The sequence below is a fragment of the Streptomyces humi genome (assembly GCF_001005085.2).
GTDB classification, from domain to species: Bacteria; Actinomycetota; Actinomycetes; order Streptomycetales; family Streptomycetaceae; genus Streptomyces; species Streptomyces humi.
This window is the reverse complement of record NZ_LBMU02000027.1, coordinates 37,013-63,571: the sequence shown is the minus strand read 5'-3', so window position 1 is coordinate 63,571 and position 26,559 is coordinate 37,013. Positions and strand designations below refer to the sequence as shown.

The 26,559-nt window shown below is 72.2% G+C and carries 23 protein-coding genes; 12 read left to right on the top strand and 11 right to left on the bottom strand.

Annotated features, from left to right (window positions below; genetic code table 11):
- Nucleotides 1-41: 41 nt before the first annotated feature.
- Nucleotides 42-494 carry an Lrp/AsnC family transcriptional regulator gene (locus AAW13_RS12460; RefSeq protein WP_046732691.1) on the top strand — a complete coding sequence of 151 codons (453 nt, stop codon included), beginning with the start codon at nt 42-44 and terminating at the stop codon, nt 492-494.
- A gap of 66 nt (nt 495-560) precedes the next feature.
- Here the strand turns inward: AAW13_RS12460 and AAW13_RS12455 are convergent, their stop codons facing one another.
- The gene (locus AAW13_RS12455; protein WP_071659518.1) at nt 561-1,208 is read right to left on the bottom strand and encodes a TetR/AcrR family transcriptional regulator; all 648 of its coding nucleotides are present in this window, start codon (nt 1,206-1,208) and stop codon (nt 561-563) included.
- A 168-nt stretch (nt 1,209-1,376) separates the two neighbouring features.
- Between AAW13_RS12455 and kbpA the strand changes: the two genes are divergently transcribed.
- Nucleotides 1,377-2,138, top strand: coding sequence for an AfsK-binding protein KbpA (gene kbpA, locus AAW13_RS12450; RefSeq protein ID WP_071659517.1), 762 nt, complete (start codon nt 1,377-1,379; stop codon nt 2,136-2,138).
- 199 nt (nt 2,139-2,337) lie between these two features.
- Nucleotides 2,338-4,680: an outer membrane protein assembly factor BamB family protein gene (locus tag AAW13_RS12445; RefSeq protein WP_046732694.1), complete on the top strand. Its 2,343-nt coding sequence runs from the start codon at nt 2,338-2,340 to the stop codon at nt 4,678-4,680.
- A gap of 177 nt (nt 4,681-4,857) precedes the next feature.
- On the opposite strand, the gene AAW13_RS12440 is transcribed toward AAW13_RS12445, so the two are convergent.
- Genes AAW13_RS12440 through AAW13_RS12430 form a run of 3 tightly spaced genes read right to left on the bottom strand, consistent with a single transcriptional unit; the run spans nt 4,858 to nt 7,206 of the window.
- Entirely contained in the window at nt 4,858-5,631 is a 774-nt protein-coding gene (locus AAW13_RS12440; RefSeq protein WP_046732695.1) for an enoyl-CoA hydratase/isomerase family protein, read from the bottom strand.
- Nucleotides 5,628-6,041 carry a Zn-ribbon domain-containing OB-fold protein gene (locus AAW13_RS12435; protein WP_046732696.1) on the bottom strand — a complete coding sequence of 138 codons (414 nt, stop codon included), beginning with the start codon at nt 6,039-6,041 and terminating at the stop codon, nt 5,628-5,630. Before AAW13_RS12435 ends, AAW13_RS12440 begins: the two co-directional genes overlap by 4 nt.
- A 1-nt stretch (nt 6,042) precedes the next feature.
- Nucleotides 6,043-7,206 carry a lipid-transfer protein gene (locus tag AAW13_RS12430; protein WP_046732697.1) on the bottom strand — a complete coding sequence of 388 codons (1,164 nt, stop codon included), beginning with the start codon at nt 7,204-7,206 and terminating at the stop codon, nt 6,043-6,045.
- 108 nt (nt 7,207-7,314) lie between these two features.
- Here AAW13_RS12430 and AAW13_RS12425 point away from each other — a divergent pair, with 108 nt between their 5' ends.
- A complete protein-coding gene (locus AAW13_RS12425; protein ID WP_079178803.1) occupies nt 7,315-8,877 on the top strand; it encodes a FadD3 family acyl-CoA ligase in 1,563 nt (520 codons plus the stop codon).
- A 100-nt stretch (nt 8,878-8,977) separates the two neighbouring features.
- On the opposite strand, the gene AAW13_RS12420 is transcribed toward AAW13_RS12425, so the two are convergent.
- Both AAW13_RS12420 and afsR read right to left on the bottom strand, forming a co-directional pair.
- A complete protein-coding gene (locus tag AAW13_RS12420) occupies nt 8,978-9,202 on the bottom strand; it encodes a hypothetical protein (protein WP_046732699.1) in 225 nt (74 codons plus the stop codon).
- 194 nt (nt 9,203-9,396) lie between these two features.
- Nucleotides 9,397-12,348, bottom strand: coding sequence for an SARP-family global regulator AfsR (gene afsR / locus AAW13_RS12415; RefSeq protein ID WP_046732700.1), 2,952 nt, complete (start codon nt 12,346-12,348; stop codon nt 9,397-9,399).
- 254 nt (nt 12,349-12,602) lie between these two features.
- On the opposite strand from afsR, the gene AAW13_RS12410 reads away from it, so the two are divergent.
- From AAW13_RS12410 to AAW13_RS12380, 7 genes are all read left to right on the top strand, one after another.
- Complete coding sequence (locus tag AAW13_RS12410; protein WP_107483306.1) at nt 12,603-13,850, top strand: amidohydrolase family protein; 1,248 nt, start codon at nt 12,603-12,605, stop codon at nt 13,848-13,850.
- Entirely contained in the window at nt 13,847-14,767 is a 921-nt protein-coding gene (locus tag AAW13_RS12405; RefSeq protein ID WP_079178802.1) for an LLM class F420-dependent oxidoreductase, read from the top strand. The genes AAW13_RS12410 and AAW13_RS12405 overlap by 4 nt, the downstream gene beginning before the upstream one ends.
- 12 nt (nt 14,768-14,779) lie before the next feature.
- Complete coding sequence (locus tag AAW13_RS12400) at nt 14,780-15,550, top strand: SDR family NAD(P)-dependent oxidoreductase (RefSeq protein WP_046732703.1); 771 nt, start codon at nt 14,780-14,782, stop codon at nt 15,548-15,550.
- 93 nt (nt 15,551-15,643) lie between these two features.
- On the top strand, nt 15,644-16,762 hold the full coding sequence (locus AAW13_RS12395) for an LLM class flavin-dependent oxidoreductase (protein WP_071659516.1): 1,119 nt from the start codon (nt 15,644-15,646) through the stop codon (nt 16,760-16,762).
- 95 nt (nt 16,763-16,857) lie between these two features.
- On the top strand, nt 16,858-18,588 hold the full coding sequence (locus AAW13_RS12390) for an N-acyl-D-amino-acid deacylase family protein (RefSeq protein ID WP_046732705.1): 1,731 nt from the start codon (nt 16,858-16,860) through the stop codon (nt 18,586-18,588).
- Nucleotides 18,585-20,045, top strand: a complete 1,461-nt coding sequence (locus AAW13_RS12385) for an aldehyde dehydrogenase family protein (protein ID WP_046732706.1) — start codon at nt 18,585-18,587, stop codon at nt 20,043-20,045. Before AAW13_RS12390 ends, AAW13_RS12385 begins: the two co-directional genes overlap by 4 nt.
- Before the next feature lie 193 nt (nt 20,046-20,238).
- Nucleotides 20,239-20,793: a DUF3455 domain-containing protein gene (locus AAW13_RS12380; RefSeq protein ID WP_046732707.1), complete on the top strand. Its 555-nt coding sequence runs from the start codon at nt 20,239-20,241 to the stop codon at nt 20,791-20,793.
- 43 nt (nt 20,794-20,836) lie between these two features.
- On the opposite strand, the gene AAW13_RS12375 is transcribed toward AAW13_RS12380, so the two are convergent.
- From AAW13_RS12375 to AAW13_RS12360, 4 genes are all read right to left on the bottom strand, one after another.
- Nucleotides 20,837-22,513, bottom strand: coding sequence for an LCP family protein (locus AAW13_RS12375; RefSeq protein ID WP_079178791.1), 1,677 nt, complete (start codon nt 22,511-22,513; stop codon nt 20,837-20,839).
- A gap of 179 nt (nt 22,514-22,692) precedes the next feature.
- Nucleotides 22,693-23,406 (bottom strand): hypothetical protein, encoded by a 714-nt coding sequence (locus AAW13_RS12370; RefSeq protein WP_046732708.1) that lies wholly within the window; start codon nt 23,404-23,406, stop codon nt 22,693-22,695.
- A gap of 61 nt (nt 23,407-23,467) precedes the next feature.
- Nucleotides 23,468-23,977, bottom strand: coding sequence for a SigE family RNA polymerase sigma factor (locus AAW13_RS12365; RefSeq protein WP_046732709.1), 510 nt, complete (start codon nt 23,975-23,977; stop codon nt 23,468-23,470).
- A gap of 106 nt (nt 23,978-24,083) precedes the next feature.
- Entirely contained in the window at nt 24,084-24,470 is a 387-nt protein-coding gene (locus tag AAW13_RS12360; protein ID WP_046732710.1) for a nitroreductase/quinone reductase family protein, read from the bottom strand.
- A gap of 170 nt (nt 24,471-24,640) precedes the next feature.
- On the opposite strand from AAW13_RS12360, the gene AAW13_RS12355 reads away from it, so the two are divergent.
- Nucleotides 24,641-26,290: an alkaline phosphatase family protein gene (locus tag AAW13_RS12355; RefSeq protein ID WP_046732711.1), complete on the top strand. Its 1,650-nt coding sequence runs from the start codon at nt 24,641-24,643 to the stop codon at nt 26,288-26,290.
- A gap of 43 nt (nt 26,291-26,333) precedes the next feature.
- Here AAW13_RS12355 and AAW13_RS12350 read toward each other — a convergent pair whose 3' ends face one another.
- Nucleotides 26,334-26,516 carry a DUF397 domain-containing protein gene (locus tag AAW13_RS12350; protein ID WP_046732712.1) on the bottom strand — a complete coding sequence of 61 codons (183 nt, stop codon included), beginning with the start codon at nt 26,514-26,516 and terminating at the stop codon, nt 26,334-26,336.
- Nucleotides 26,517-26,559 lie beyond the last annotated feature (43 nt).

Here is a 26,559-nt window from a genome sequence, read left to right as displayed (position 1 = left end):
AATTTGCTCGTCAGTGCTGATTCTGGGGGAGAATCTTCCCCATGGACGACATGGACCGGAAAATCCTTGCCGAGCTCCAGCAGGACGGGCGGCTGACCGTGACCGAACTGGCCGGGCGGGTGCGGCTGAGCGTCTCGCCCTGCCACCGCCGGCTGCGCGAGCTGGAGCGGACGGGGGCGATCAGCGGGTACCGGGCGGTGGTGGAACCGGCGGCCGTGGGGCTGACCTTCGAGGCGCTGGTGTTCGTGTCGATGCGGCAGGAGGACCGGGACACGATCGCCGACTTCGAGCGGGCGCTCGCCGAGATCCCCCATGTGCTGGACGCGCAGCGGCTGTTCGGCGAACCCGACTACCTGCTGCGGGTGGCCACCGCCGACCTCGCCGCCTTCCAGCGGCTCTACGACGAACGGCTCGCGACCCTGCCGGGGGTGCAGCGGCTGAACTCGACACTGGTGATGAAGCACGTGGTGCGGGACCGGCCGCTGCCCGCGTAGGGCGACAGGCGGTGGTTCACCGCTGTGCGTGAACCACCGCCTGCCAGACAGGACCCCGTGCGTGTGTTACTTCGTGGGCTTCTTCCCGGTCACGCCCAGGTGCACCAACAGCGCCAGGTTCGGCTTCAGTTCGGCCTGCTTCACGCCCCAGCTCTGGAACCCCTTCTGGTGCGCGGCGACGGCCGCGAGCATCGCGACCAGCGAACCGGCGACCGCCGCCGGGTTCACGTCCTTGTCGACCCTGCCCTTGGACTGCAACTCCGCGATGGAGTCGGTCAGGGAGTTGTTCACCGAGTTGAGGATCTTCATCCGGATCTTGTAGAACCGTTTGTCCCCTTCGGCGGCACCGAGGTCGACCACGCGCAGGATCGCGTCGTTCTTCCGCCAGAACTCCAGGAAACCGTCCACGAGTTCCTGCGCGGTCGCCCAGCCGGCCTTGCCGACCCAGGAGCGCCCCGCCAGCAGTTCCGTCAACTGGCCGCCCTCGGTGGCCATTTGCTCGGCGATCTCCAGGACGGCGCCCTCGACGTCCGGGAAGTACTGGTAGAAGGTCGCGGGCGAAGTCCCCGCCTTCCGGGCGACATCGATGACCTTGACGTCCCGGTACGGGGAGGAGCTGAGCATCTCGCTGAGGCAGTCGAGCAGTTTCTGCCGGGTCGCCTGCCCACGCCGACCGGCCACGCGGCCGTCGACGGTACGCACTTGTCCTGTCATGCCGTCAGCTTACCGAGGGGTGATCCGAGCGCGATTCGGCCGACTGCAAATGGGGTGCGCGGGTGTAGAGGGAGTCTGCCCGGAACGGAAACGGGCGGGAACGCCCCGGTCACTCCGGGCGGGTGCGGCCGGTCTGCGGGGTGCGGGCGGGGCGGTTACTTTGACGACATGGCCGAAAACAGGGCAGCCGCGTACGCGGAGGGCGTCCCGTGCTGGGTGGACGTCCAGCTTCCCGACGTCGAGGCGGGCAAGCGGTTCTACGGTGACCTCTTCGGGTGGAGCTTCGAGAACGACACCGCCGACACCGCGGACGGCGCCGTCGGCGCCGCCGCCGGCGGGGGTTCCGCGTGGGCCCGGCTGGGCGGCGCGGACGTCGCGAGGCTGGCGCGGAAGACGGACGGCCGGATGCCCACCGTCTGGACGGTGTTCTTCGCCACCCCCGACGCCGGTGACCTGTGCCGGCGCGTCCTGGTGGCAGGCGGCACCGTCGTGACGGCCCCCGCGCCCGTCCGCGACCTCGGCACCGCCGCGCTGGTCACCGACCCGCAGGGAGCCGTCTTCGGCGTCTGGCAGGCCGCCGCCCACCGTGGTTTCGGCGTGCGGCACGCCCCCGGCACCTTCGCCTGGGCGCAGCTCTACACCAGCGACACCGACGCGGCCAACGCCTTCTACGCCCGCCTCTTCCACGACGCCCTGTTCGGCGCCGGTGCCGACCCGGACTTCGGCCGGGCCCCGGTGACCGAGGTGTTCGCGGCCGGGATGCCGTCCCAGTTCGTCGTGCACTTCCGCACCGGGGACGTGGAGGCCGCGACCGGGGCGGTACGGCAGCTCGGCGGCCGGGTCCAGGCGCCGCCCTTCGAGACGTCGTACGGAAAAGTGGCCGTCGTGACCGACAATCAGGGGGCGTCCTTCGCGCTGCTGCAACGCTGAGGCCACCGGAAGGTGGATATCGGCGGTCAAATGTCTCACTTTGTCACGAGACACCCTGATTGGTCGCCGGGTTCGCAACCTGCGCCCGGGCCAGGAAGAATCGGGGTGCGTGCCGCCACGGCGGTGCGGTGGTGAGACGCTGCACGGGGTCGCGTACATATGTGGGTGGACGTGGCCCGTACGGGGAGGTGGCAGGCAAGTGGTGGATCAGCTGACGCAGCACGATCCGCGGCGGATCGGGCCGTTCGAGGTGCTGGGACGGCTGGGGGCCGGCGGCATGGGGCTGGTCTATCTGGCGCGCTCGGCGTCCGGCCGGCGCGTGGCGATCAAGACGGTCCGGACCGAGCTCGCCGAGGACCAGCTGTTCCGGGTCCGTTTCACCCGCGAGGTGGAGGCGGCCCGCGCGGTCTCCGGTTTCTACACCGCGGCCGTCGTCGACGCCGACCCGCGCGCCGCCGTGCCGTGGCTCGCCACCGCCTACGTGCCCGCGCCCTCGCTCGAGGAGATAGTGAACGACTGCGGGCCCCTGCCGGCCCAGGCCGTTCGCTGGCTCGCCGCTGGCGTCGCCGAGGCCCTCCAGTCGATCCACGGCGCCGGGCTGGTCCACCGCGACCTCAAGCCCTCCAACGTCCTCGTCGTGGAGGACGGCCCCCGGGTGATCGACTTCGGTATCGCGTCCGGCGTCTCCAACACCCGCCTGACCATGACCAACGTCGCGGTCGGCACCCCCGCCTACATGTCCCCCGAGCAGGCCAAGGACTCCCGCAGCGTCACCGGCGCCAGCGACGTCTTCTCGCTGGGCTCCATGCTGGTCTTCGCCGCCACCGGCCACCCGCCCTTCCACGGCGCCAACCCGGTCGAGACCGTCTTCATGCTGCTGCGCGAGGGCCCGGACCTCGAAGGCCTCCCGGACGAGCTGCGCCCGCTCATCGAGTCCTGTATGCAGATGGAGGCCGCCGGCCGGCCCAACCCGGCCGACCTCCAGGCCCAGCTGGCCCCCCACCTGTTCGGCTCCGGCTCCGACGACAGCGGTACGGCGTCCGCCTGGCTGCCCGAGAAGGCGGTCGGCCTGATCGAGTCCCGCCGCGGTGGCCGTCCCGCCGTGAAGCCCTCCGCCCACCCGTCCGGAGGCCGCAGCGGCGGCCGTCCGGTGCTTCCGCCGCCGCCCTCGTACGACCCCGCGATCCCCGCGCCCGTCCCGGTCGGCGCCCCCGACACCGGCCCGGTCCGGCTGGCCGGCGGCCAGGTGCCCATCGGCCCGGGCCCGCGGGTCGCCGACGCCCGCGCCGCCGCCGTCAAGGCACCCCCGCCGGAGGCCGGCCTGGTGGCCAGCTGGTCCCGCCCCGGCCCCGGGGTCAACGGCGCCGACCCCGCCGTACCGCCGGTGCCGGTCCAGCCCCCGGAGACGGCGTCCGGCTGGCGGCCCTGGCGGTTCCGGATGTCCAACGACGTCTGGGGCACCCCGTCCGTCGACGGCGACCTCGTCTACGTCACCTCCTTCGAGGTGCACGCCCTCGACGTCGCCACCGGCCGCCGCCGCTTCAAGACCCGCGACGTGGCCTGGTCCATGGCGGTCGCCGACGGCCGTATCCACGCCTCCGACGGCCCGACCCTGTTCGCCCTGGAGGCCCGCGAGGGCGGCGACCTGTGGCGGCTGTCCACCGACGCCTGGGTGTACTCCCTCAAGGCCGACCGCGGCACCCTCGTCACCGGCACCCGGGGCGGCGGGGTACAGGCCTGGGAGGCCTCCAACGGGCAGAAGCTCTGGGAGCTGTCCGGCGCCCAGACCGACTTCGAGACGCCCGAGTCCGGGCCCGCCCTGCACGAGGGCACGGTGTACGTCTGGCAGGACGCGAGGCTGCGCGCGCTGGACGCCCGCACCGGCGACGAGCGCTGGTCGTACCCCATCGGCGACGCGGCCTCCTGCGGCGGCGTCCCGGTCCGTCTCACCCACGCCGACGACGGCTTCGTGTACGCCTCCGCCGGCACCCGTGTCATCGCCCTCGACACCGCGACGGGGCGGGTCCGCTGGCACTTCGAGGCACCGGCGGTGTTCCTCTCCCCGCCGGCGTTCGTCCCGGGCCCCGCGGTCACGGGCGGCGGCATCTACCTGGCCGACTACCTGGGCACGGTCTACGCCCTCGACGCCACCGACGGCCGCGACCGCTGGCGCATCGCCACCGAGGCCCGCGCGTCGGTCGAACCGGTCCTGGTGGCCGCCGGCCATGTCCACGTCGGCAGCGGCAAGGGGCTGTACACCCTGGACGCGGTCACCGGGACGCCCAAGTGGCGGTTCCAGGCGGGCGGTGACGTCGTCGGCGCCCCGGCGGTGGCCGAGGGCCGGATCCACTTCGGCTCCACCGACCACCTGCTGTACACCCTGAAGGCCGACGACGGGCGGTTGCGCTGGAAGCTGGCGACGGGCGGGGAGATCACCGGGTCGCCGGTGGTGCGCGACGGGGTCGTGTACGCGTGCAGCAAGGACCGGTGCGTGTACGCGCTGGACGCCGAGAAGGGGACGGGAACGGCCCGCACGGCGTAACTCCGGTCGAGTGTCGGCTACAGGCGTGTGGGGGCCGTTCGCGCGGTTCCCCGCGCCCCTGAGGGGGCGCACCGCAGCGCCGCTTCTTTCAGGGGCGCGGGGAACTGCGCGATCAGCCACCGCGCAGCCGCAGCCGCCCGACGGCACGGAGCGGCTACCCCCTGGGCGGTCCCTCGCTCACCGGATACGAGGGGGCGTGCGCGGCCGGCCGGCGAACAGCTCCGCCTGCCGCTCGTCCGGCAGGTTCCCCAGCGAGATGAGGTGCGGCGCCGTCGCGAACCCCCGTTCCCGCGCCGCCTCCTTCGCCGCCCACAGGGCCCGCACGCTCCCCTGCACCCCCTCCGTCGGATACCCGGCGATCACGGTCGCGCACCGTACCGCCGCCGCCGACGCCCCGCCCGCCTCCGTCACTTCGGAGACCAGCCCCACCTCGTACGCCCGCCGCGCGGAGACCCGCTCCGCGTTGCCCATCAGCACCATCCGGGCCACCTCCCCGTACGGCATCCGCTGTGCCGTCAGCACCGACTCGTAGGCGCTGACCATGCCGTAGGAGGTGTGCGGGTCGAAGAAGACCGCGGTCTCGTCGGCGACGACGAAGTCCGCCTCCCCGAGGAGGTAGAACGCACCCCCGCAGGCCATCCCGGCGACCGCCGCGATCACCGGCTTCCACAGGTCGTTCGTCTTCGGCCCGATCGCGAGCAGCGGATCGTCCTGGCTGTACGGCGACGCGGGCTGCGGCACCACCGCGTCCCGGTCGAGGCCGGTGCTGAAGGCGCGCCCGCCGGCCCCGGTGAGGACGACGGCCCGCACCGTGTCGTCGAACCGCAACGCCCGCCAGACAGCGCCCAGTTCCCGGGCCATGGCCAGGTCGACCGCGTTGTGCCGCTCGGGGCGGTCGAGCGTGACGACGGCGACCCCGGTGCCCTGGTCGGCCGTGACGCGCACCGTCACGGCCGCTCCAGGACCCACTGCGGCAGACCGTCCGCGAAGACCGCCTGCACCCGGGCGCCGATCCGGACGCGGTCCGGGGGAAGGGAGTCGAGAGGGGCCCCGGCCTCGCTGACCAGGTTGCCCACGAGCCGTACCCGGGGGGCGTCGTCCAGCTCGACCACCACGACGTTGTACGGGGCCTGTGCCGCGTAGTCCGGGAGCAGCGGCGGGTGCGGGACGACGTACGACCAGATCCGGCCGCGTCCGCTGGTCGGCCGCCACTCGCTCGCGAAGGACTGGCAGTGCGGGCAGCAGGGGCGGGGCGGGAACCGGGGTTCACGGCAGTCGGCGCAGGCCTGGACGCGGAGTTCGCCGCGGGCCGCGTACTCCCAGAAGGGGGCGCCGTCGGTGTCGGTGGCCGGTCGCAGCATCTCAGCTCCGGTTGGTGAGGAGGAGGGCGGAGGTCGGGACGCCCTCGCCGGCGGTGACCAGGCAGGTGGCGGCGCCGGGGACCTGCGCGGTACTGGTGCCGCGCAGCTGCTTGACGCCCTCGGTGATGAGGTTGAAGCCGTGCACGTAGGCCTCGCTGAGTCCGCCGCCGCCGGTGTTGATCGGCAGCCGCCCGCCGGTCTCCAGCGCCCCCTGCTCGGTGAAGGCGCCGCCCTCACCGCGTCCGCAGAAGCCGTACCCCTCCAGGGAGAGCGGGACGAGGGCGGTGAACGCGTCGTAGATCTGGGCGACGTCGACGTCCTCGGGGGTGAGGTCGGCGTGCTTCCACAGGTGCCGGGCGGCGGTCCAGGCCGGGCCGGTGAGCGGGTCGTCGTTCCAGTAGTTGACCATGCCGTGGTGCTGGGCGGGCAGGCCCTGGGCGGCGGAGTGGACGTAGACGGGCGGCTTGGCGCAGTCCCGCGCGCGTTCCCGGGAGACGACCACGCAGGCCAGTGCGCCGTCCGTCTCCAGACAGTTGTCGAAGAGGCAGAGGGGTTCGCTGATCCAGCGGGAGGTCATGTACATCTCGCGGGTGAGCGGACAGTCGTACATGACCGCGGCGGGGTTCTGGTTGGCGCGGTTGCGGCAGGCGAGGGCGACGTTGAAGAGGTGGTCGCGGGTGGCGCCGTACTCGTGCATGTAGCGGCGGGTGAGCATGGCTATCTCGTCGGCGGGCCGGAGCAGGCCGAAGGGGCGGGTCCACTGGGCGGGGGTCGGGAGCTGGACGGTGGTGTTGGTCCAGGGCCGGGGGCCGCTGCCCCGCTTCCGGGACCGCCACGCGACCCCGACCGACGCCTGCCCGCTCGATATCGCGGCGGCGAGGTGGGCGACGGTGGCGCAGGAGCCACCGCCCCCGTATCCCACCTTGCTGAAGAAGGTCAGGTCGCCCAGGCCGACCGCCTTGGCCAGCTCCACCTCGTCGGTCTCCTCCATGGTGAAGGAGGCGAGCGCGTCCACCTCACCCGGGGCGATGCCGGCGTCGTCGAGGGCGGCGAGGACGGCCCGGCAGGCGAGGATCCGCTCGTCCTCGTCGAGCCGTTTCGCGAAGCGGGTCTGCCCGATCCCGACGATGGCGGTGGCGTCCTTGATGCCTCTGAGACCGGCCATGTGCCCGCACCTCCACGGCTGTCGCGACTTGCTGACAGGCCGTCAGGCTACAGCTAATCTGACGGTCAGTCAGCTATGCGTCCGGGGAGGTCGGTTGTGCGCGGTGACATGGAGTGGGGGACCGTTCCGGGGCTGGTGCGGTCGGCGGCGAGGCGGTACGCGGACGCCGAGGCGGTGGTGGACGGCAGGACCCGGATCAGCTACGCCGAACTGGGTGCCCGGGTCGAACGGTCGGCGGCCGCCTGCCTGGCCGCCGGTGTCGGCACGGGCGACCGGGTGGGCATCTGGGCGCCGAACTCCCTGGAGTGGATCGTCGCGGCGCTGGGCGCGGTGTCGGCGGGCGGGGTGCTGGTCCCGCTGAACACCCGCTTCAAGGGCGCGGAGGCCGCGGACGTGCTGCGTCGCAGCGGGGCCCGGCTGCTGTTCGTGACCGGCACGTTCCTGGGGACCTCGTACGTGGCGTCGCTGCGCCGGGCGGCGGGGGAGGGGGCCGGGACCGGCCCGCTGCCCGGTCTGCCGGACCTGCGGGACGTGGTGGTGCTGGCCGAGGACGCGCCCGCCGACTTCCGCACCTGGAAGGACTTCCTGGCGGCGGGCGAAGGAGTCGGTGACGGCGAAGTCGCGTCCAGAGCGGCCGGGTTGGACGGCGACTGCCTCTCCGACATCGTCTTCACCTCGGGGACGACCGGCCGCCCCAAGGGAGCGATGATCACACATGCGCAGACCCTGCGGGCCTACGAGGTGTGGGCGGACCTGGCGGGTCTGCGCGCCGACGACCGCTACCTGATCGTCAACCCCTTCTTCCACACCTTCGGTTACAAGGCCGGGGTGATCGCCTGCCTGATGCGCGGCGCGACGATGATCCCGCAGCCGGTGTTCAACGTGGCGACGGCCCTGGCCAACGTGGCCGCGGAACGGGTGTCGGTGCTGCCCGGCCCCCCGACCCTCCACCAGTCCCTCCTGGACCACCCGGCACGCGCCGCCCACGACCTCTCCGCGCTGCGCCTGGTGGTGACCGGAGCCGCCGTCGTACCCCTGCGGCTCGTGGAACGCCTGCGCGGTGAGCTCGGCGTCGAGACGGTCCTCACCGCCTACGGCCTCTCGGAGGCGAGCGGGATCGTGACGATGTGCCGCCGGGGCGACGACCCGACGGTGATCGCGTCGACGTCGGGCCGGGCGATACCCGGGACGGAGGTGCGGGTCGACGAGACCGGGGAGGTACTGGTCCGGGGCTTCAACGTGATGCGCGGCTACTACGAGGACCCGGCGGCGACGGCCGCGACGCTGACGCCGGACGGCTGGCTGCGCACCGGCGACGTCGGGATCCTGGACGCGGCGGGCAACCTCCGCATCACCGACCGGCTGAAGGACATGTTCATCGTCGGCGGCTTCAACGCGTACCCGGCGGAGATAGAGCAACTGCTCGGCCTGCACCCGGACGTGGCCGACGTGGCGGTGATCGGCGTGCCGGACGCCCGTCTCGGCGAGGTCGGCAGGGCGTTCGTGGTCCGCCGCCCCGGCGCCCTGCTGACCGGCGACGACCTGATCGCCTGGGCCCGCCGCGAGATGGCGAACTACAAGGTCCCGAGGACGATCGACTTCGTGGCGGAACTCCCGCGCAACGCGAGCGGGAAGGTGGTCAAGGGCGAACTGCGGGGGCGGTGCGCCTGAGGGACCCCCGCCCCGCAGCACGCCCCGCCCCCGGCACACACCTCGGCCGCGGCGGCTCCCCCTCGGCGCCGCCGCGGCCGGTGTTCCCCCTGGTCGTGGTTCAGCCCGCGGCCTCGGTGGTGGCGTGGTTCTCCAGCAGCGCCTTCTCCGCACCGGTCGCGTGGTTCTCCAGCGCCACGACGTCCTCGGTGTCGGCGGTGCTGTTCTTCAGGACCGCCTTCTCCGCACCGGTCGCGTGGTTCTCCAGCGCCACCACGGACTCGACGTCGGTCGCGTGGTTCTCGTCGGGCGTGGTGACCGACTGGCTCGTCTTCTCGTCGCTCATCGGTTGTGCTCCTCTGCGTAAAAGTAGGCAAGGCCTGTCCGGCAGCTCCCCCGGGTGCTGCCGGACAGGCGCGGCGGCCGTCACCCTAACGGGTGGGCCTGCCGTGTCGATCCGCCTGCCCCCCGACGCGCCGGACCGATGAATCGAGGATGGCGGGTGCCGATAAACGAACGATGAACGTGTTGCGGCGCAGGTCAGGCAGCCGCCGTCGGTTCGAGCAGGGCGCGCACCTCGTCGGCCTCGTGGGCGCCCAGTTGCTCGAACACCGACAGCGCCTCGCGCCAGCAGGCACGGGCCCGGTCGGAGTGCCCGATGTCGCGCAGGCTGCGGCCCAGGACGGTGAGCACGTTCGCGTGCCGCCACTCACCTCCGATGCCACGCAGCAGGGACAGTGACTGCTCCGCCATCGTGGCGGCCTGGGCGGGGCGGTGTGCCCACAGGTGCACCTCCGCCATACGGAAGATGGTCATGCCCTCCCAGAGGCGCTGTCGGCTCTCCTGGAAGACGCTCAGGGCGTCGTCCAGGCAGTCCAGGGCCTGGTCCGGCTGCCCGGACTGGGTCAGGGCGAGTCCCAGCGCGTACCGGGCGTTCGCGCCTCTGAGGGTGTGCCCGAGGGTGTCGTAGATCGCCACACCCTCACCGGCCAGCCGGACCGCCTCGGCGACGCGGCCGGTGGCCAGTTGGATGCGGGACAGGTTGCACAGGGCGCTGGCCTCGCCCGGCCGGTTGCCGTCGGCGCGGTAGTTGGCGATGGCCACGTTCAGGTGGGCCTCGCCGTCGTGGTGGCGACCCTGGTAGAGCGCGATGATCCCCCGGTCGTTCGGTGTGACGCCGCTGGGCAGCGGATCCCTGGTCGCCGCAGCCAGTCTCATGGCCTGCGCGGCCTCCTCGTCGGCCAGATCGAACCGCCCGGCGACGAGGTGGACGTTGGTGATCGCCATCCGGGCCCGGCCCTCGGCCAGCGGATCGGCCTGCGTCTGGGCGGCGTCCCGCACCGCCGTGGCCGCCACCTCGTAGTCACGGGCGTTGGCTCCGGACTCGGCGAGGTCCTTGACCACCCACAGCAGGTCGATCGCGCCGCGCAGCCTGCCGCCGCGGACGGACTGCCGCGCACAGGCCAGCAGGCAGTCGGCCTCGGCGTACAGCCAGTCCAGTGCCGCGCGGTGGCTCGTGAAGGAGAGCCCGGGGTACCCGGTCGGCTCCAGGTGCTCCACGGTCCGGTCGCCCGGCCGTTCGATCGCGTACACCCCCGCCGCCGTGGCCAGGTAGAAGTCCAGGAGGCGGGATATCGCCGCTTCCCGCTCGCCCGGGGGCTGTTCGTCGCGTTCCGCGCACGCGCGTGCGTAGAGGCGGACCAGGTCGTGCAGGCGGTAGCGGCCCGGGGCCGCCGACTCCAGCAGGGAGGTGTCGACCAGGGACTCCAGCAGGTCCTCGGTGTCCTCCGACGGGAGCGCGAGGACCGCCGCGGCCGCCGCCAGCGAGATGTCGGGGCCGTCGGCCAGGCCCAGCAGGCGGAAGGCGCGGGCCTGGGCCGGTTCCAGCTGGCCGTAGCCCAGTTCGAAGGTCGCCTTCACCGCGAGGTCGCCGGCCTGGAGTTCGTCCAGCCGGCGGCGTTCGTCGGCGAGCTTCGCCGCCAGCACCGACACCGTCCAGGTGCGGCGGGCCGCGAGGCGGGACGCGGCGATGCGGATCGCCAGCGGGAGGAAGCCGCAGGCCGCCACCACGTCCAGGGCCGACTCGCGCTCCGCGGCCACCCGTTCCTCGCCGACGATCCGCGTGAAGAGCTGGAGCGCCTCGTCGGGGGACATCACGTCCAGGTCGACCAGATGCGCCCCGGCCAGGTCGACCATCCGGACCCGGGAGGTGACCAGTGCCGCGCAGCCCTCGGTGCCCGGCAGCAGCGGCCGTACCTGGGCCGCGTCCTTCGCGTTGTCGAGCAGGACGAGGACCCGCCGGCCGTCCAGGACCGAGCGGTACAGGGCCGCGCGGTCGTCGAGGGAGTCGGGGATCGCGGAGTCCGGCGTGCCCAGGGCGCGCAGGAAGGAGCCGAGGACCGTCTCCGGTTCCGCCGCCCGCGCGCCCGCGCCCTGGAGGTCCACGTACAGCTGGCCGTCCGGGAAGGCGGACCGTGCCTGGTGGGCCACGTGGACCGCGAGGGTCGTCTTGCCGACGCCGCCGATCCCGGCCAGCGCGGACACCGCCATCACCCGGCCCTCCGCCGAGGCCAGCACCTCGCCCAGCTCGGCGACGAAGGCGGAACGGCCGGTGAAGTCGGGCACGGTGGCCGGGAGCTGGGCCGGGCGGACCGGGACGACCGGCGTCTCCGAGGCCGGGGACGACGGCTCCGCCAGCCCCGGGTCGGCCTGGAGGATCCGCTGCTGGAGCTCGCGCAGGCCGGGCCGCGGGTCCACACCCAGTTCCTCGGCGAGCAGACGGCGGGTGTCGGCGTAGACCGCGAGGGCCTCCGCCTGCCGGCCGCTGCGGTACAGGGCGAGCATGAGCAGTTCGCGGAGCCGCTCGCGGAGCGGGTGCGCCGCGGTCAGTGCCGTCAGTTCGGACACCGCCTCCGCGTGGCAGCCCTGCTCCAGATCCATGTCCAGCCGGGACTCCAGGAGTTGCAGGCGCCACTCCTCCAGGCGGGCCCGCTGCGCGTCGGCGTACGGGCCGGGGACGCCCGCCAGCGGTTCGCCGTCCCACAGGGCGAGCGCCCGGTTCAGTACGTCACGGGCCTGGGACAGGTCTCCGGTGCCGCGCGCCTTCTCCGCCTCCGCCGCCAGGTCCTGCGCGGCCGCCAGGTCCAGGGCGCCCTCGCCGAGCCCCCGTACCGCGTATCCGCCGGACTCGCTGACCAGGACCCCGGGGTCCAGGACCTTGCGCAGCCGGGAGGCGTAGGTGCGGACCGCCGCCAGTGCCTGCGACGGCGGTTCGGTTCCCCACAGCGCGTCGATCAGCTCGGCCGCGGTGGCCGTGCGGCCCTCGCGCAGCAACAGGGCGGCGAGCAGTGCGCGTTGCTGCGGGGAGCCGGTGTTGAGCGACTCCTTCGCACGCCAGGCGCGCACCGGACCGAGCACGCTGAAGCGCACCGCCGCCGCCTCCGCCGCGGAGGAGGGGCGCCGCTGCTCCGGTACCCGCGGTCCACCGTCCATGCCCGTCCCCCTAGAGACCCGACTCACCCCGTCAGTTTGCCTTGTTCAGGCGGGTTGCGTCAGCCGGGCGAGACACCGATCACAGGGCGACACGCGGTGGTCCACAGAGTCTTCACACCGCGACGGCCTCCGTGAACAGGCCGGACTGAAGACGGAACGATTCTTCCGGGGGCTCCGCCGGGCCCGTGCGCAAGCCTGATGAACCGTCACTCTGACAGCTGACGGTTCGTCAGATCGGCGCTACCGTGAGCGCCATGGACACCCGTGACGACATCCAGGACGGCACCCTCCCGCTGATCATCTCCGTCGACGACCACACCGTGGAGCCGCCGGACGTCTGGCAGTCCCGCCTCCCGAAGAAGTACCTGGACACCGGACCGCGCATCGTCCGCGCCCCGCTGCGCGAAATGAGCTTCCTCGGCGGCCGGTTCAAGCCCGTCATGGGCGACCCGGGCGAGGACGGCCCGATCGGCGACTGGTGGATCTACGAGGACCTGCACCGCCCGCTCACCCGCCTCGACACCGCGGTGGGCTACTCCCGCGACGAGATCAAGCTCGAGGTGATCACGTACGAGCAGATGCGGGCGGGCTCCTGGGACGTGCCGCGGCGGCTCGCCGACATGGACGTCAACCACGTCCAGTCCGCCCTCTGCTTCCCCACCTTCCCGCGTTTCTGCGGGCAGACCTTCACCGAGGCCGCGGACCGCGAACTGGCCCTGCTCTGCGTCCGGGCCTACAACGACTGGATGGTGGAGGAGTGGTGCGGCCCGCAGGCCCGGGGCCGCCTGATCCCGCTGACCCTCATCCCGCTCTGGGACGCCGGACTGGCCGCCGCCGAGGTCCGCCGCAACGCGGCCCGCGGGGTCCGCGCCGTCGCCTTCTCCGAGATACCCCCGCACCTGGGGCTGCCCTCCGTCCACACCGACGCCTGGGACCCCTTCCTCGCCGCCTGCGACGAGACCGGCACGGTCGTCGCCATGCACATCGGCTCCAGCAGCCGGATGCCGTCCACGTCGCCGGACGCCCCGCCCGCCGTCGGTTCCACCATCACCTTCGCCAACTGCTGCTTCTCGATGGTCGACTGGCTGATGAGCGGCAAGTTCGAGCGCTTCCCGAACCTGAGGGTGATGTACGCGGAGGGCCAGATCGGCTGGATCCCCTACATCCTGGAACGCGCCGACGTCGTCTGGGAGGAGAACCGGGCCTGGGGCGGGGTCGCCGACAAGGTCACACGGCCGCCCTCCGAGCTCTTCGCCGACCACGTCTACGGCTGCTTCTTCGACGACGCCTTCGGCCTGAGGAACCTCGACGCCATCGGCCTCGGCAACGTCCTCTACGAGACCGACTACCCGCACTCCGACTCCACCTGGCCGAAGTCCCGGGAGGTCGGCGAGGCCCAGATGGGCCACCTCGCCCCGGACGTGGTGGAGCGGATCGTACGGGGCAACGCGATCGACCTGCTGGGCCTCACCCCGGAGGGTCTGTGGGGCGGTCCGCGGTGACCGACTACGGCATCCAGCTCCCCGTCCAGTCCCAGTCCACCCTCTACGCGGAGCGCTGGGAGGCCGGGGCGGGCGCCGCCGACCTGGTCGAGATCGCGCGGGCCGTGGACCGGGCCGGCTTCGCCTACCTCGCCGTCTGCGACCACGTGGCGATCCCGCACCGGCTGGCCGACGCGATGAGCACCGTCTGGTACGACCCGGTCGCCACCCTGGCCCACCTGGCCGCGGTGACGGAGCGGGTGCGGCTGCTCAGCCATGTCGCCGTCGTGGGCCTGCGCCACCCGCTGCTCTCCGCCAAGCAGTACGCGACCCTCGACCACCTCTCCGGCGGACGCCTGATCCTCGGGGTCGGCGCCGGGCACGTCCGGGAGGAGTTCGAGGTGCTGGGCGTGGACTTCCGGCAGCGCGGCGCCGTGCTCGACGAGGCGGTCGACGCGCTGCGGGCGGCCCTGGGACCTGACGAGTTCCCCGCCCACCACGGCAAGTTCTACGACTTCGAGGGGCTCGGCCAGCGGCCCCGACCCGCCCAGGCGCGGGTACCGGTGTGGGTCGGCGGGTCCTCGCCGGCGGCCGTGCGCCGGGCCGCGCTCAAGGGAGACGGCTGGCTGCCGCAGGGCGACCCGAGGGACCGGCTGCCGGCCCAGATCGACCGGCTGCGGCGGCTGCGCGCGGAGGCCGGGATCGAGGAGCCGGTCACCGTCGGCACGATCACCGAGCCGCTGTACGTCGGCACACCCGGCTGGGACGTGGGCCGCCGCACCCTCAGTGGCGGCCCCGACGCCCTGGCCGAGTCGCTGCGGGCCTACGGCGCGATGGGCGTGCACCAGCTCCAGGTGCGGTTCCGCAGCCGGAGCCGCGCCGAACTCATCGACCAGATAGAGGCGTTCGGGGCCGAGGTAGCGCCCCACCTGACCTGAGGAGTGCGTGGCATGGGCAAGCTGGACGGGCGGGTCGTCATCGTCACCGGGGCGGCCCGCGGACAGGGCGAGCAGGAGGCGCGGCTCTTCGTGGCGGAGGGCGCGCGCGTGGTCGTGGCGGACGTCCTGGACGACCTCGGCGAGGCGCTCGCCAAGGAGATAGGGGCGCGCTACGTCCACCTGGACGTGGGCGTGGAGCAGGAGTGGCAGGCCGCCGTCGCCGCCGCGAAGAAGGCGTACGGGCGGCTCGACGGGCTGGTCAACAACGCGGGCATCCTGCGCTTCAACGCCCTCGTGGACACCCCGCTCGAGGAGTTCATGCAGGTCGTGCAGGTCAACCAGGTCGGCTGCTTCCTCGGCATGAAGACGGTGGCGCCGGAGCTGGCCGACGGCGGGACCATCGTGAACACGGCCTCCTACACCGCGCTGACCGGGATGGCGGCAGTGGGGTCGTACACCGCGACCAAGCACGCGGTGCTCGGGCTCACCCGGGTCGCCGCGCTGGAGCTGGCCGACCGGGGGATCCGCGTCAACGCGATCTGCCCCGGCGCCGTCGACACCGCGATGTCCAACCCGGCGCGGCTGGACCCGGACGCCGATCCGGCGGAGATGAGCCGTGCCCTGGACGAGCTGTACCGCAAGCTCGTGCCGCTCGGGCGGATCGGGCGGGCCGAGGAGGTGGCCCGGCTGGCCCTGTTCCTGACCTCGGACGACTCGTCGTACATCACCGGGCAGCCGTTCGTGATCGACGGGGGATGGCTGGCCGGGGTCAGTGTCATCTGACGGCTCGTCAGCTATTGACGTTTCTGACGTGACGTCAGAAAGTGCGTAGGACTCATAGGGACCACCCACCTGGACATGGGACGGTGAACCGCCTTGGAATTCGGGCTCTTTGTACAGGGATACGTGGGCAAGCGCGCCGAGACCGACCCGCTTGCCGAGCACAAGGCACTGATGGAGGAGACCGAGTACGTCATCGAGGCGGACAGGTCCGGCTTCAAGTACGCCTGGGCCTCCGAGCACCACTTCCTGGACGAGTACTCGCACCTCTCCGCGAACGACGTGTACCTGGGGTATCTGGCCCACGCCACCGAGCGGATCCACCTCGGCTCCGGGATCTTCAACCCCCTCGCCCAGGTCAACCACCCGGTGAAGGTCGCCGAGAAGGTCGCCATGCTCGACCATCTCAGCGGCAACCGCTTCGAGTTCGGCAGCGGGCGGGGCGCCGGCTCCCACGAGATCCTCGGGTTCATCCCCGGGGTGACCGACATGAACTACACGAAGGAGATCTGGGAGGAGACCATCGCCGAGTTCCCCAAGATGTGGCTCCAGGACGAGTACGCCGGCTTCCAGGGCAAGCACTGGCAGCTGCCGCCGCGCAAGGTGCTGCCCAAGCCGTACGGGAAGTCCCACCCGGCGATGTGGTACGCGGCCGGGTCGCCGCCGTCGTACGCCATGGCGGCGAAGAAGGGGCTGGGGGTTCTCGGGTTCAGCATCCAGAAGGTCTCCGACATGGAGTGGGTGCTGGAGCAGTACAAGACGGCGATCGTGGACGCCGAGCCGGTCGGGGACTTCGTCAACGACAACGTGATGGTGACGACGACCGCGATCTGCGCGCCCACCCACGACGAGGCGATCCGGATCGCGGCGTCCGGCGGGCTGCACTACCTGCCCTCGCTGGTGTTCCGGTACCACGACACCTTCCCGCGGCCCGAGGGGTTCCCGGTGTGGCCGGAGACGCTGCCCGAGTACACCCCCGAGTTCGTCGAACTGCTCGTCGAGGAGGAGCTGCTGATCTGCGGCGACCCCGACGAGGTGCTGCGGCAGTGCAAGCGGTGGGAGCAGGCCGGGGCCGACCAGCTGAGCTTCGGGCTGCCGGTGGGGGTGCCGAAGGAGGAGACGATGCAGACGATCCGGCTGATCGGGGAGCACGTGATTCCGAAGATCGACACGGATCCGGTGCACCGGACGACGCGGTTCCGTCAGGGGGCTTGAGCGTGCGCCGGCGGGTGCGGGTGCGTTGTGGCTGGTCGCGCAGTTCCCCGCGCCCCTAGGCAAGCAGTCCTGCCGCATACCAAGAGGTGAGCCCAATGCTCGATCACGTCATAAAAGGGGCGACAGTCGTCGACGGCACCGGCGCGCCCGCTTACGTCGCCGACGTCGGTGTCCGTGACGGGCGGATCGCCGTCATCGGAACCGTCACCGGGGAATCCCGCACCAGCGAGGACGCCACGGGGCTCGTCCTCGCTCCCGGGTTCGTCGACCCGCACACGCACTACGACGCGCAGCTGTTCTGGGACCCGTACGCGACCCCCTCCCTGAACCACGGGGTGACCACGGTCGCCGCCGGGAACTGCGGGTTCACCCTCGCGCCCCTGAACCCGGCCCGCCCCGACGACGCCGACTACACCCGGCGCATGATGTCCAGGGTCGAGGGGATGTCGCTGGTCGCCCTGGAGGAGGGGGCACCCTGGAGCTGGAACTCCTTCGGGGAGTACCTGGACGCCCTCGAGGGACGGATCGCCGTCAACGCCGGTTTCATGGTGGGGCACTGCGCCCTGCGCCGGTACGTGATGGGCGCCGACGCGGTGGGCGGACAGCCCAGCGAGGAACAACTCGACCAGATCGTCGGGCTGTTGCACGACGCCATGGACGCGGGGGCGTGGGGCTTCTCCACCACCCAGTCCAGCACCCACTCGGACGGGGACGGGCAGCCCGTGGCCTCCCGGCACGCACGCCCCGCCGAACTGCTGGCCCTCGCCAAGGCCGTCGGCGAGCACGAGGGGACGCAGATCGAGGCGATCGTCGCCGGCTGCCTGGACCAGTTCAGCGACGCCGAGATCGACCTGTTCGCCGAAATGAGCGCGGTGGCCGGACGGCCCCTGAACTGGAACGTGCTGACGGTGGACGCCGCCGTGCCCGAGCGGGTCCCCCGGCAGCTCCAGGCGAGCGAGCGGGCCCGGAAGGCGGGCGGCAGGGTCGTGGCGCTGACCATGCCCATCCTCACGCCGATGAACATGTCACTGGGGACCTTCTGCGCACTGAACCTGATCCCCGGATGGGGGCCGGTCCTCGGGCTGCCGGTCCCGGAGCGGATCGAGAAGCTGCGCGATCCCGAGGTGCGCGCCGGGATGCTGGAACGCGCCCACTCCAAGGAGGCCGGGGTCTTCCGGCGGCTGGCGAACTTCGGGCGGTACGTCATCGGGGACACCTACAGCGAGGCCAACGCCGGGCTCACCGGGCGGGTCGTCAAGGACATCGCGCGGGAGCGCGGGCAGGACCCCTTCCACTGCCTGGTCGAGATCTGCGCCGCCGACGGCCTCCGTACCGTCCTGTGGCCCATGCCCACCGACAACGACCCCGCCTCCTGGGCGCTGCGCGCCGAGACCTGGCGGCACGAGGACGTCCTGCTCGGCGGGTCCGACGCGGGGGCGCACCTGGACCGGATGTGCGGGGCGCCGTACACCACCCGGTTCCTCGGGGACTGTCTGCGCGGCCGGAAGCTGCTCGGTCTCGAACAGGCCGTGAAGATGCTGACCGACGATCCCGCCCGCCTCTTCGGACTGCGGGAGCGCGGACGGATCGCGGAGGGCTTCCATGCCGACCTGGTGCTCTTCGACCCGGAGCGGATCGCCGCCGGCCAGGCCACCCTGGTGCACGACCTGCCGGGAGACAGCCCGCGCCTGGACTCGAAGGCGATCGGCGTGCGCGCGGTCTGGGTCAACGGCGTCGAGGCCATCCGGGACGACGTGGTGAGCGGGGCCGTACCCGGGACGGTGCTGCGGTCCGGGCGGGACACCAGGACGGTGAGCACCCGGTGAGCGAGGCGGCCGGCCGGCAGCGGCTGTTCGTCGGGGGCGCCTGGGTGGAGCCGGACGCCGGGCACTACGCGGTGGTCGACCCGGCGACCGAGGAGACCGTCGGCTGGGCGCCCGAGGCCTCCGAGGAGCAGGTGCTGGCCGCCTGCGCCGCCGCCCGGGAGGCGTTCACGGCCTGGTCGCGGACACCGGCGGCCGAACGGGCCGCGGTGCTGGGCCGGGCCGCCGGCGTCATCCGGGAGCGGATGGGGCCGTACACGGAGCTGGCGCGGGCCGAGACCGGGGCGACCACCGGGACGGCGCGGGCGATGCAGGTGGGCGTGGCCGTGGCCCGGTTCCGGCGCTACGCGACCGTCGAGCCCGCCGAGTGGGCGGTCCCGCCGCAGATCAACGAGGCCGGCCCGATGGGGAAGGCCGGGGTGATGGGCGCGCTGGCCGTACGGCAGCCGGTCGGGGTGGTCAGCTGCATCACCTCGTACAACAACCCCTGGGCCAACCCGGCGGGCAAGGTCGCGCCCGCGCTGGCCATGGGCAACACGGTGGTGGTGAAACCCGCCCCGCAGGACCCCCTGTCCGTCTACCGGATGGCGGAGGCGCTGGAGGCGGCGGGCGTCCCGCCGGGCGTGCTGAACGTGGTGTCCGGCCGGTCCACCGCGGTCGGCGAGGCGGCCGTCGCCTCCCCGGACGTCGACATGGTCAGCTTCACCGGGTCCACGGCCGTAGGGCAGCGCATCGCCGAGGTGTGCGGGCGGGACATGAAACGGCAGCTGATGGAGCTGGGCGGCAAGGGCGCGGCGGTCGTCCTCGACGACGCGGACGTCGGTTCGGCGGTCGCCGGGATCGGCACCACCTTCTCCTTCTACAGCGGGCAGATCTGTACGGCGCCCACCCGGGTGCTGGTGCAGCGCGGCCTGTACGACCGGCTGGTGGCCGGGCTCGCCGCGTACGCGGGCCGGCTGCCGGTGGGGGACCCGGCGGCGCCGGACACGGTGGTGGGACCGGTCATCTCCGCCGAGCACCGGGCGCGCGTCGAGTCGTACGTCGAACTCGCCCGCAAGGAGGGGGCGACGGTGGTCGCGGGCGGTGAACGCCCGCCGCTGGAGCGGGGTTTCTACGTCGCGCCCACCCTCCTCGCCGACTGCGGCAACGACATGCGGGCGGCCCGTGAGGAGATCTTCGGCCCGGTCGTCTCCGTCATCCCCTTCGACGACGAGGAGGAGGGCATCGCCCTCGCCAACGACTCCGACTACGGCCTCATCGACTACGTCTGGTCGGGGGACGTGGCCCGCGCCTTCCGGGTGGCGCGCCGGCTGCGGGCCGGCGGGGTCGGGATCAACACGGTGGGCCGGAACATGGAGGCTCCGTTCGGCGGGTTCAAGAAGAGCGGGGTGGGCCGGGACGTCGGCTCGTACGCGCTGCACGCCTACAGCGAGGTACAGGCGATCGTCTGGCCGGGATGAGGTGTTACCGGCCGGTCACGTGCCCCTTGGGGCCCGGGGAGGTGTCCCCGGCGGGCAGAGATCGTGAAAGCGGCTCCACGGGAGGGAGCGGATCCGTAGCGTCCTGGGCACAAGGGGACCGGCCGGTTTCCGATCGGTCGACGTCCGGCCGTTCCCTTCCTCGAACACGCACGGAATCCCTGGAGACCACTCCATGAAGCTCGCCAAGAGAATCGCCCTGACCACCACGGCCGTCGCCGCCACCGCGGCCGCCACCGTGCTGGGTACGACCGCCGTCCAGGCGTACTCCGCCCGGCCCGCCCACCTCCCGGCCGTCCACGCCCCCGCCGCCCTCGCGGTGCCCGACGGCAACAGGCTGACCGGCGTCTACTCCGCGCACGGCGTACAGACCTACACCTGCACCGACGGCGCCTGGAAGCTCCTGGAGCCCGCCGCCACCCTCTCCGACCGGCGGGACCGCGCCCACCGCCCGGTCGCCCTGCACTCCCGTGGCCCGGTGTGGGTCTCCACCGTCGACGGCAGCGCGGTGAACGCCTCGGCGATCGCCAACTCCCCCAAGGACGGCGCCGTCCCCGAACTGCTCCTGAAGGCCACGGCCACCCGCGGCGCCGGCACCTTCGAGGGCGTCACCTACGTCCAGCGCCTGGACACGGAGGGCGGGGTGGCCCCGGCCGCCGCGTGCGCCGGCACGGACCAGGTCTCGGTGCCGTACTCGGCGACATACGCGTTCTACAAGGCCGCCAGCTGAACCAGGCGGTGTCTCTTCGGCCGGCTGTCGGGGGCCCGGTGGCTCACGGCGCGGAGTCCTTCACGTTCCTGGCGAGGGCGTACGCCTCGGTCGGGGAGGTACTTGACGGCGGGTGGTCCTCACTGGTGGGCATGCCGTTGGCGTCCAGCCCGATGACGTCGTCGTAGGGGCTGACCGTCGCGCACTTCTCGGTGTCGCCGGTCTGCTGGTGGGAGCCGTTCAGAGCCACCTGGGTGTCGACCTGCGCCGGAGTCGGCTCCCCGCCGGGGAAGGTCTCGCCGGTCGTCCAGTCGGTGCCGATGAGCAGCACGATCCGGGAACCGGTGCCCTGCTCGACCGCCCTGGACGGGAGGCCCAGCGCCTTGGCGACCGCCTGGGCCTGTGCCTTCCGCCCGGCCGGGTAGGTCAGCGAGGTGGCGGTCGAGAAGGTCCCGTTTCCCGAGTCGGTCTCCTTGCTGAAGCCCTGGTCGATCAGCGCCTGGGCGATCGCCACCCCCCGGTGGTACACCCCCGTGCCGTTCTCGACGTGGACGGCGACCGAGGCGGCGGAGATCGGGTCGGCGTTCGCCGAGGGGGAGCCCTTCTTCCTGGTGGACGCGGTGAGCGACTCGTCGTCCGCGATGGTCTTGAACAACTCCTTGGCCCCGGGGCCGATCAGCGTCTCGGACCCGCCACCCGGCAGGTCGACGTCCTGGGTCTGCATGGTGGCCCAGGTGATCCGGCCGGCGGGCACCTTGTCGAGGTCGAGAGCCAGGCCGATGAGTTTGTCGGCGGAGTCCAGGCCGTTGTCGACGGTCAGCGCCTTGGTCGCGGCGTTGGCCATGCCCCACATCTTCGACGGGCTGCTCAGCGTGCCCCTGCTCTTCATCTGGTTGAGGAGGGCGTTGAGGAATATGTGCTGGGCGTCGGTCCGGCCGCGGCTGTCGCTGGAGTCACCGAAGCCGTGCCGGGTCCGCACGAACTCCAGCGCGGCGTCACCCTTCAGCGTGTGCGACCCCTCCTTCAGCTTCAGGTGGCTGTAGGGGTCGTAGACGTTCTTGCTGACGCAGACGCGCGTCCCGCCGACCGCGTTGGACATCGCCACCACGCCGGCGAAATCGATCATCATGAAGTGGTCGATGGGTATCCCGGTGAGCTGGTGCACCGCGACGACGCTGCACCCGGGGCCGCCGTTCAGCGCCGAGTTGATCTGCGCGCGAGTGCGCGCCGGCATGCTCGGGTGGCCCGGGTCGTGGCAGCCGCTCCAGTCGGTCCGCAGGTCGCGGGGGATGCTCATCACCGTGGCATTGGACCGGTCGGCGGATATGTGGACGATCATCTCCACGTCCGCTCGGGCACCGCCGGCCGTTCCGCAGGCGCCCCCGAGCTTGCAGTCCGCCGCGCTGTCACGGGCGTCGGATCCGATGACCAGGATGTTGATCGGGCTGCGTCCGAACGCGTCGATCTTCTCGTGCCCGGCGCCGTCCTTGCCGTTGGCGGACAGGTCGTCGGACCTGATGTTGCTGTTCAGCCTCCAGTACGCGTACCCGGCAGTGCCGACGCCGAGGATCAGCACGAACCCGAGCAACAGCCCGACGATCTTGAGCGCGCGCCTTCTGTCAGGCTTCTTGGCGGCTCTGCGCACGGCAGCCCTGCCACCGCCGGCCGACTCCGCCGGATCCGCCTTCTCGGCCCTCGTCCGGCCGATGGCGTGCCTTCGCGATCTGAGGGGCTGCGTCATGAGAACTTCCTCGTACCTTCAGGAGGCGACGGACGGAACAACCCGTAAGGGGGACTCGCAGAAGGCAAGTCGGGTTGGGTACGGCTTGTTCGGAGGGGGCACCGGGCCAGGGAGCCGTGCCGGCTCCGTGGATCTGCCCGCCGTGACCGGGTCGGCCCGCCGCACGGCCGCCGCGGGCGTCACCGCCACCGGGAGCTGGTTGCGATGGCCCGCAGTTGGGCCAGTGTCATGATCGGCGCAGAACGGGTCGAGGGGGCGTTCTGGCTCGCCGCCTGCCACTGCATGAGGGTGACGTAGAGCCCGTCAGGATGCAGGACGTTCACCGTCTCGTGCCCGGGGCCCGTTCCGGGTGGTGTCTGCCGGGACTCGATCAGGGTTCCGTCGGCCAGGGGTGTCGTGCCGGCGAAGACGTGGCTGCGGATCGCGGTGGTGGAGGTCTGCCGGGAGACGTGCACTTCGAGCAGTGACTTGCCATGGCCGTCGTCCACCCACAGCTGGCCGGACCGCCCGCCGCCGGGTGGGCTCGAACGGGTCAGGCCGGTCGGCAGCAGCGCGGCCAGGGTGGCAAGGGCGCGGTCGGCGGGCAGTGTCCCGGTGAACGTCGGCTTCGGGGTGGCGGATGCGGTGGCCGAGGGGGTTGTGGCCGAGGCCGCAGGACCGGCGATCGCGCGGTGGCCTGTTCGTCCGTCGGACAGCAGCCCGGGAACGGCCGCCGCGCCGAGCCCGACGAGCGCGAGCACGGCTGCTCCGCTCAGGCCGACGGCCATGGCGCGGCGTCGCCGCCTGCGCCGGCCGTTGCGGACTCCGGCCTGTACAAGTGACGGGGTGGCGGGCGGCTCGAAGGTCAGGAGGGTGGTGCGGAGGGCTTCGGTGAAGTCTTCTTCGATGGGCATGGCGGGGCACCGTGTTTCGGGGGTTCGGTGATGAGGGCGCGGTAGGTGCCGCGGCACCGGGTCAGGGGCTGACGAGCTCGGTCAGGTCGTGGCCCAGGAGGTCCCGGATCCGAGTGAGCGCGCGCATGCTCTGGTTGCGTACCGCGCCCGGCCGGACCTGGAGGACCGCGGCGGTCTGCTCGACGCTGCGGTCCTCCCAGTAGCGCAGGAGCAGCACGGCCCGGTCCCGGGCGGAGAGCCGGCCGAGGGCATCGAGCAACGTGACCCGCAGCGTGGCGTCGTGCTCGGTGACGGCACCGGAGTCCGGAAGGGTGCCGACGGGCTGCTCGGAGCTGCTGCGCCGACGGCGGTAGGACAGGTAGGTCCGTACGAGGACGGTGTGGGTGTAGGCCGCTGGGTCGTCTATCTGCGCGATCCTGCGCCAGTTGGCGTACATGCGGCCCAGCGTGTCCTGCACGAGGTCCTCCGCGAGGTGCACATCACCGCTGGTGAGGACACACGCAGAGCGGAACAGAGGTGCGGATCGCGCAGCGGCGAACGCCATGAATTCCTCTTCGTACCGGCGCTTCATCCCAGATCCTGTTCGTCGTCCACATTCTGAAGACGCTGTGGCAGCCGGGTTACGTCCCACAGGAGAAGCAGAAATCTGGATGCCTCACCGAGCACCTGGCCCTTGCCTAGTCGGTGAGGTCGACCCGGATCGTCAGGAGCTGGGTGCCCAGGGCCTTCACGGCCGCGCTGTTGCCCTTCGGCAGCGTGCGCAGCCGGGCGACCGGGTCGTCGTCGGGCAGCAGGTGGGCGGTGCCGTGGTGCCACCGCCCGCCGATCCGCACCCGTACCCGCGGATCGGCCTGGATGTTCCGCACGTACTGCGACTTCGTCCCGAACTCCGACACCAGCCAGAACGAGTCCCCGACCCGCCGCCCGCCCAACGGCGTTCGCCGGGCCCGCCCGGACACCCGCCCGGTGGTCTCCAGCAGCGTCTGGAAGGGCATGAGCCTGGTCAGCGGGTTGGCGACGTGCCGCTGGAAAGCGGTGGTGATGCGGAATCTGCGGTCGGACATCGTTCCTCTGCCTCCGAGGTGGGCTACAGGCCGGTGGGCTTTGCGCGCCGACATGACGTTCTTTGACAGAATCGGGCACGCAGGTCCGGTTCCGTACACGTTCTCCTTCTCGAATGTCGGTGCGCCTCCCGCAGGATCACAAGCACCGCACAGTTTCGAGGAGAACCACCGTGTTCCGACACCCCCTCCGTCCTGTCGCGGCCGCCGCCGCCGCGCTCGCCGCCGTCGGCGGCCTGACCGCCGCGACAGCAGGTCCCGCCGCGGCCTCCCCCGCGTCCCGCTCCCGGCACGTCCTGCTGTTGTCGGTCGACGGCCTGCACCAGTCCGACCTGGCCTGGTACGTGGCCCGGCACCCGCGGTCCGCGCTCGCCCGCCTGGCCGCCGGCGGCGTCGAGTACACCCACGCGAGAACCACCGTCCCCTCCGACTCCTTCCCCGGCATGGTGGGCCAGCTGACCGGCGGCGACCCGGGCGTCACGGGCGTCTACTACGACGACACCTACAGCAACGCCCTGCTCCCGGCCGGCACCACGCACTGCGCGGGCGCCAAGCCGGGCGCCGAGGTCGACCTCACCGAGGACCTCGACAGGAACAAGAACTCCCTCGACGCGGGCCAGGGCCTGTCGAACCTGCCCGGCAGCATCCTGCACATGACCGGTGACGCCGCCCGCCTCATCGACCCGGCGAAGCTGCCCGTCGACCCGAAGACCTGCAAGCCGGTCTACCCGCACTCCTACCTCAGGGTGAACACGGTCTTCGACGTCGCCCGCAAGGCCGGGCTGCGCACCGCGTGGTCGGACAAGCACGTCGCCTACGAGATCCTCGACGGGCCGTCCGGCAAGGGCATCCAGGACCTGTTCGCCCCCGAGATCAACAGCCAGGCCATCGGCTACCCGGCCGGCCAGGACTGGACGAAGGACAACGCGGCCACCGAGCAGTACGACGCGTACAAGGTGAAGGCCGTCCTCAACGAGATCGACGGCCACGACCACAGCGGCGCCCACCGGACCGGCGTCCCGGCCGTCTTCGGGATGAACTTCCAGTCCGTGTCCACCGCCCAGAAGCTGCCGGTCTCCGACGGCCTGACGGGCGGTTACACCACACCCGGCACCCCCGGTCCGCTGCTCGCGAAGAACCTCGCCTTCGTCGACCGGGAGGTCGGGGCGTTCCTCGCCGAGATCCACCAGCGGGGCCTCGACGGCAGCACGACCGTCATCCTGTCCTCGAAGCACGGCCAGTCGCCCACTGACCCGAAGGCGCTGACCCGCATCGACGACGGGCCGCTGCTCGACGGGCTGAACGCCGCCTGGAAGGCCGCCCACCCCGGCGCCGGTGACCTGGTCGCCCACGCCGTGGACGACGACGCCATGCTGCTGTGGCTCAACGACCGTTCGCAGGCCGCCGCCGAGTTCGCCAAGGCCTACCTGCTCGCCCAGTCGGGCACCGGCAACGGCATCGACGGAGCCGCCAAGCCGTTCACGGCGAGCGGCCTGAAGACCGTGTACGCCGGTGCGGCCGCCGCCCGGTACTTCCACGCCCGGCCCGGCGACCCACGCGTGCCCGACGTGTTCGGCATCAGCCGGTACGGCGTGGTCTACACCGGCGACAAGGGGAAGATCGCCGAGCACGGCGGGGCGGCCGCCGACGACCGCGACGTGCCGCTCGTCGTCTACGGCGCCGGCACCCCGCACGCCGTGCGCGTCGACGCCCCGGTGCGGACCACGCAGATCGCGCCGACGATGCTGCGGCTGCTCGGCCTGAACCCGCGCGATCTGGACGCCGTCCGCATCGAGCACACCCGGTCGCTGCCGGTGCGCTGACCGCATCCGGAGACGCTGCCGTCCGGCGGCCGGTGGGCCCGACTCACCGTCCGCCGGAAGACTTCAGCAGATCGAGCAGACCGCCGAAGGCCTTGGCGCCGACGGTGAGGACGTTGCGGGGCGGGTCGGCGTCGGCCATGCGGACGAGGGTGGGGCCGGTGGATATGTGGACGCAGGCGTCGCCTTCCTGGCAGTAGGACGACTTCTGCCAGCGGTGCGGGGACATGTCGGCTCCTTCACAGTTCTGCCGTCTGCCGTCTGCCGTCTGC